At 70.8% G+C, this 4,212-nt stretch carries 5 protein-coding genes; 1 reads left to right on the forward strand and 4 read right to left on the reverse strand.

What is annotated here, in order from left to right; translation table 11 throughout:
• Positions 1-110: 110 nt before the first annotated feature.
• From ABZ646_RS41570 to ABZ646_RS41585, 4 genes are all read right to left on the reverse strand, one after another.
• Positions 111-788 (reverse strand): hypothetical protein, encoded by a 678-nt coding sequence (locus tag ABZ646_RS41570; protein ID WP_360531464.1) that lies wholly within the window; start codon positions 786-788, stop codon positions 111-113.
• A gap of 97 nt (positions 789-885) precedes the next feature.
• Positions 886-2,790, reverse strand: a complete 1,905-nt coding sequence (locus ABZ646_RS41575) for a hypothetical protein (RefSeq protein WP_360531467.1) — start codon at positions 2,788-2,790, stop codon at positions 886-888.
• A gap of 88 nt (positions 2,791-2,878) precedes the next feature.
• Complete coding sequence (locus tag ABZ646_RS41580; protein WP_360531470.1) at positions 2,879-3,097, reverse strand: hypothetical protein; 219 nt, start codon at positions 3,095-3,097, stop codon at positions 2,879-2,881.
• Positions 3,098-3,175: 78 nt separating this feature from the next.
• Positions 3,176-3,391, reverse strand: a complete 216-nt coding sequence (locus tag ABZ646_RS41585) for a hypothetical protein (protein ID WP_207921928.1) — start codon at positions 3,389-3,391, stop codon at positions 3,176-3,178.
• A gap of 231 nt (positions 3,392-3,622) precedes the next feature.
• Here ABZ646_RS41585 and ABZ646_RS41590 point away from each other — a divergent pair, with 231 nt between their 5' ends.
• Positions 3,623-4,012, forward strand: coding sequence for a helix-turn-helix transcriptional regulator (locus ABZ646_RS41590; protein ID WP_360531473.1), 390 nt, complete (start codon positions 3,623-3,625; stop codon positions 4,010-4,012).
• Positions 4,013-4,212: the final 200 nt, after the last annotated feature.

Raw genomic sequence — 4,212 nt, forward strand, 5'->3', positions numbered from 1 at the left:
GTGTCAATGGACACGGCCGGCCGCCGGGTCCACGAGAGGCGGTCGTGGAACCGGCGGCCGGGGTGCGGTGCGCGATGTGTGGTTGCCGTGCGGCGGCGGGGGCGCGGGGGTCAGCGGCCCTGGGGCCAGCCGTCCAGGTGGCGGTGGAGCGTGACGTCGGTCTTGGGGTCGCCCTTGGGGGCGTTCGCGACCGCGTCGTGCAGGACGGTGGTGACCTCACCGGCGAGCCCGTCGACCTGGGTGCGCAGGTCGGCGGCGGGCAGGGTGGACCGGGTCAGGGCGTCGAGCCGGCGGTGGATGTCGGCGAGCTTGTCCTGGGTGGCCTTGTCGAAGCGCAGCGCGGTCGGCGTGGAGACCACGAACTGGTAGGCGCCCGCGAGGGTCTGGCAGCCCGTGCACTTCTTGTTGGCGGCGTCGCTGAGGTTCACGGCGTTGAGGTGCGTGTGCTCCCCGGCGATCGTGACGATCTGGAAGGACAGCGCGACCGAACGGCAGTGGTCGTCCGCCGAGCAGCCGGCCGAGACAGCGTTGGCCTGGTTGCGGACGGCCGCGGCGTTCACCGTGCCGAACTGACGGACCGTGAAGGAGTCCCTGGTCTGGGTGTGGTGGCCGCGGTCGGCGTGGCTGAACACGTGGTCGGAGGCGAACGCGGCGTGCGGCGCCGCGGTGGCCGCCTGGGCGGGCACGGCGGTGGCCGCACCCGCGAGCCCGGCGGCGAACAGGCCGATCCGGACGGCCCGCCGGGTGAGCGGACTGGTGGTCGCGTGTGGTTTTCGGTGACTGCTCATGGAGTGCTCCTGTGCTCCTGTACTGCTGCGGTAAGCGATGAGTGGGACGACGGCCCGGTGCCGGCGGATGCCGTGCGCCGACCCGGTGCCGTCGTCGTCAGGACGTCGCCGGGGCCGGGCTCGTCGGCGGGTCGCTGGCCGGCGGCGGGGACACGCTGGGCGTCGTCGACACCGGGACGCTCTCCGACGGGGTGGGCGTCTGCGTCACCGCGACGCTCTCCGACGGGATGGGCGTCGGCCCGGTGGCCGAACCCCCGCTGGACGGCGTCGGCGACTTGCCGGCGACGGGACGGCCCGGCACCGAGGCGGACGGCGACGCCGATGCGGACGCGCCGCGTGACGTCTGCTCGTCGGAGGGCGTGCCGCTCGGACCGGCCGAGGCCGCCGGGGCCCCGGACACCGTGTCCGAGGGCCGGCCCGAGCCGTCGGACGGCTGGTCGGGGGCCGAGGCCCGCCGGGTCGGCGGCGCCGTGGTCGGCACCCCCGGCTGGAGGATCGGTGCGATCGGCGGCTGCTTGGGCAGCGGCTTCGGCGTCACCCCGGACACCCAGGCGTAGCTGAGCCCGGTGAGCGTGGCCAGGGCGAGCGCGCAGACCACGAGCCGGAGCGCGGGCCGGCCGTCCGTCGACCGCTTCGCGGCCCGGAAGATCCGCCCGCCGATCTTCACGGACAGATAGACGACACCGGCCATCGGGCAGAGCAGCATCACGCAGCCGATCGTCCCGACCAGCCCCTCGACGATCTTCCCGTCCACGAACGCCGAGCCGGTGCCGAGCAGTTGCTCGGTCAGCGAGCGGGTCATCGTGGTGAGGATCCTGGGCAGGTTCCACAGCGCGTAGCCGAGTTCGCCGATGATCAGCGGGACCATCGTCAGCACCCAGGTGGCGACGATGGCGCGCGCCGACTTCTTCAGCCCGGCGACCTCCTCGCGGGCCCTGTCCCCCTTCGATCCCGGTACCAGGGCCAGCAGGATCGGTTTGATCTTGCCGTACAGGTCCGGGACGCCGGCCAGGTCGCCGAGGATGTAGTAGCCGTCCAGCCGTACGGCCGGCATCAGCTGTTCCATGATCTCGAAGTGCCCGAGGTACACCGTGGCCAGGAAGAACTGGGCCCCGGTGGCGAAGTAGGCGCCGGCCATGGCCAGCATGAAGACGACGTTGAAGTACACGCCGCCCAGGTCGGTGCGGAGCCGCCCGGCCCGTCCGATCCGGTAGACGTCGGTGACGTCCGTGTACATGGAGGGCCAGATGAGGAAGAGCCCGCACCCGATGCAGCCGGGGCGGGCTCCGCCGTATCTGCACGCCGAGGCGTGGCCGAACTCGTGGAAGACGAGGGAGGCCACGGTGAGCACGAAGACGACGAGGATCAGGACCGGCTGGTCGAGCACCTGCAGGACGGGCTCGATCGCCCCGAAGAACCCGAACAGCCAGACGTCCATGGCGATGACCGAGCCCAGCACCAGCGCGACCACGGCCGGCCGGTGCAGCCACGCCAGGGAACGCGCGATCTTCATCGTGCGCCGCTCGTCGAAGATGACCCGGTGCCCCTTGAGGGCGAGCAGCAGGTCGGAGCGCGGGGCGTCGACCTCGTCGTCCTCCTGGCCCTCCGGGACCGTCACGCCCAGCGGCTGGAGCTTCTTCTCGACGAGGAAGCGGATGTTCTCCCCGCTGACCTCGCGGCCGAAGCGGGCGCTGACCCGGTGCGCGATGGCCTCGGCATCGCGGACGCCGTCGACCGACGACGCCACCAGGTACAGCAGCCTGGACAGCTGCACGACCTGCCCGTCCCCCCGACGGGCGATGTACTTGGGCTCGGTGAAACCCGACCCCTGGTACTCGCCGTGCAGCCGCAGTCCCGCGCTCAGCCTCGGGACCGGCGACGGCGCCTCCACCACCGGCAGGTTGCCCGTCGCCACCTGCTCGTAGGTCACCGGCCAGCCGCCGGGTCCGGGCACCGGGCCCGTGTCGTACAGCGCGGCGGTCCCGTCTCCGAGCACCGTCATATGTGGTCTCCCCCCGGATCCCCCATGAAGTTCCCCCCGATACCCAGGAGCGCCACCGCCGGGGCGACGGCGGTGGCGCTCGCGGGGACTACTGGGTGACGCTGATCGTCTGCGCGGCCTGCGACTCGGCGGACGACCACGCGGAGTGGTCGTTCAGCGCGGCCGACTGGTTCGACGCGTCGATGTTGGCGATGTGCTTGGTGACGTTGACGGTCTTGCCGAAGCTGAACTTCAGGCGGCCGAGGGCCTCACGGCCGGGGAGCAGCTCGGCGGACTCGTTCTCCAGCTCGTTCATGTCCATGCTCATGACGGATGTCCTTTCGGTGCGTGTGCGATGAGATCGATGTGGGTCCGGATGGTCCCGGCGCCGGGCGCCGGGACGGTGTTACTGGGTGACGCTGATGGTCTGGGCGGCGCCGGAGTCGGCCACCGACCACGAGGAGTGGTCGTTCAGGGCGGCGGACTCGTTGTGGGCGCTGATGTTCGCGACGTGCTTGGTGACGTTGACCGTCTTGCCGAAGCCGAACTTCAGCCGGCCCAGGGCCTCACGACCCGGCAGCAGCTCCGCGGACTCGGCCTCGAGCTCATGGGCGTCCATCATGATCATTTCCCCCTCAGGGATAGAACATTTCCGATCGGACCGAGTCAGGTTCCCCCCGGACTCTGTCCAATCTGGTCGGACGTGCTGTCCAACGAGATTGGACACTACGGGCTCGGAGACCCCCTGCGCAACCCCTTCGGAAAATCACCCTCTCGGCCGATCGGCTACCCGCCCGTAGAATCGGCCCCGACATGGCGGACTCCGCCCGCGGCGAGCAGGAAGTGACGGTCAGTGGCCAACGCACTGCAGCAGTTGATCCGTGAGCACCTCGACCGCAAGGGCTGGTCCTACGGTGACGTGGCGCGCCGCGGCTCCGTCCCCCGCTCCACCGTCCACCACCTGGCCACCGCGGAACGAGTGGTCCGCATGCCCCAGACGGCGACCCTGGAAGGCCTGGCCAAGGGCCTGGAACTCCCGCTGGAGACGGTGCGCCGGGCCGCCGCCGAGGCCTGCGGGATCCACGTGTACGACACCTCGCCGGACGCGGACCCGAACGCGCCCGCCGCCGACCCCGAGGTCGCCCTGCTCATCGCGAGCGTCCAGAAGCTGTCGTCCGACGACCGCCGGCACGTCGCGGCCCTCGTCGAGTCGCTGCTGGACGGCTCCCCGCGGGAGAAGTGACCGCCACCGTCACACTCCCGGGTGTATTTCCGTCAACCCGGGTAAAGAATCCGACTCCGCACGAAACCGCCAGGCTCCCGGACTAGTCTCTCGTCCTGCCCGGACCTGGTCCCATTTCAGCTTCTTCGCCACCGCGGGCTCGAACCTTTCGATGGATCCCAGGTGATGGGAAATGATGGCGCAATACGTACGGACGGCCT

Source organism: Streptomyces sp. NPDC007162, assembly GCF_040634175.1.
Taxonomy (GTDB): domain Bacteria; phylum Actinomycetota; class Actinomycetes; order Streptomycetales; family Streptomycetaceae; genus Streptomyces.

Excerpts from the sequence above, each read along its gene's own strand:
- ABZ646_RS41570 (WP_360531464.1), bottom strand. The coding sequence starts at position 788 with ATGAGCAGTCACCGAAAACCACACGCGACCACCAGTCCGCTCACCCGG.
- ABZ646_RS41575 (WP_360531467.1), bottom strand. The coding sequence starts at position 2,790 with ATGACGGTGCTCGGAGACGGGACCGCCGCGCTGTACGACACGGGCCCG.
- ABZ646_RS41580 (WP_360531470.1), bottom strand. The coding sequence starts at position 3,097 with ATGAGCATGGACATGAACGAGCTGGAGAACGAGTCCGCCGAGCTGCTC.
- ABZ646_RS41585 (WP_207921928.1), bottom strand. The coding sequence starts at position 3,391 with ATGATGGACGCCCATGAGCTCGAGGCCGAGTCCGCGGAGCTGCTGCCG.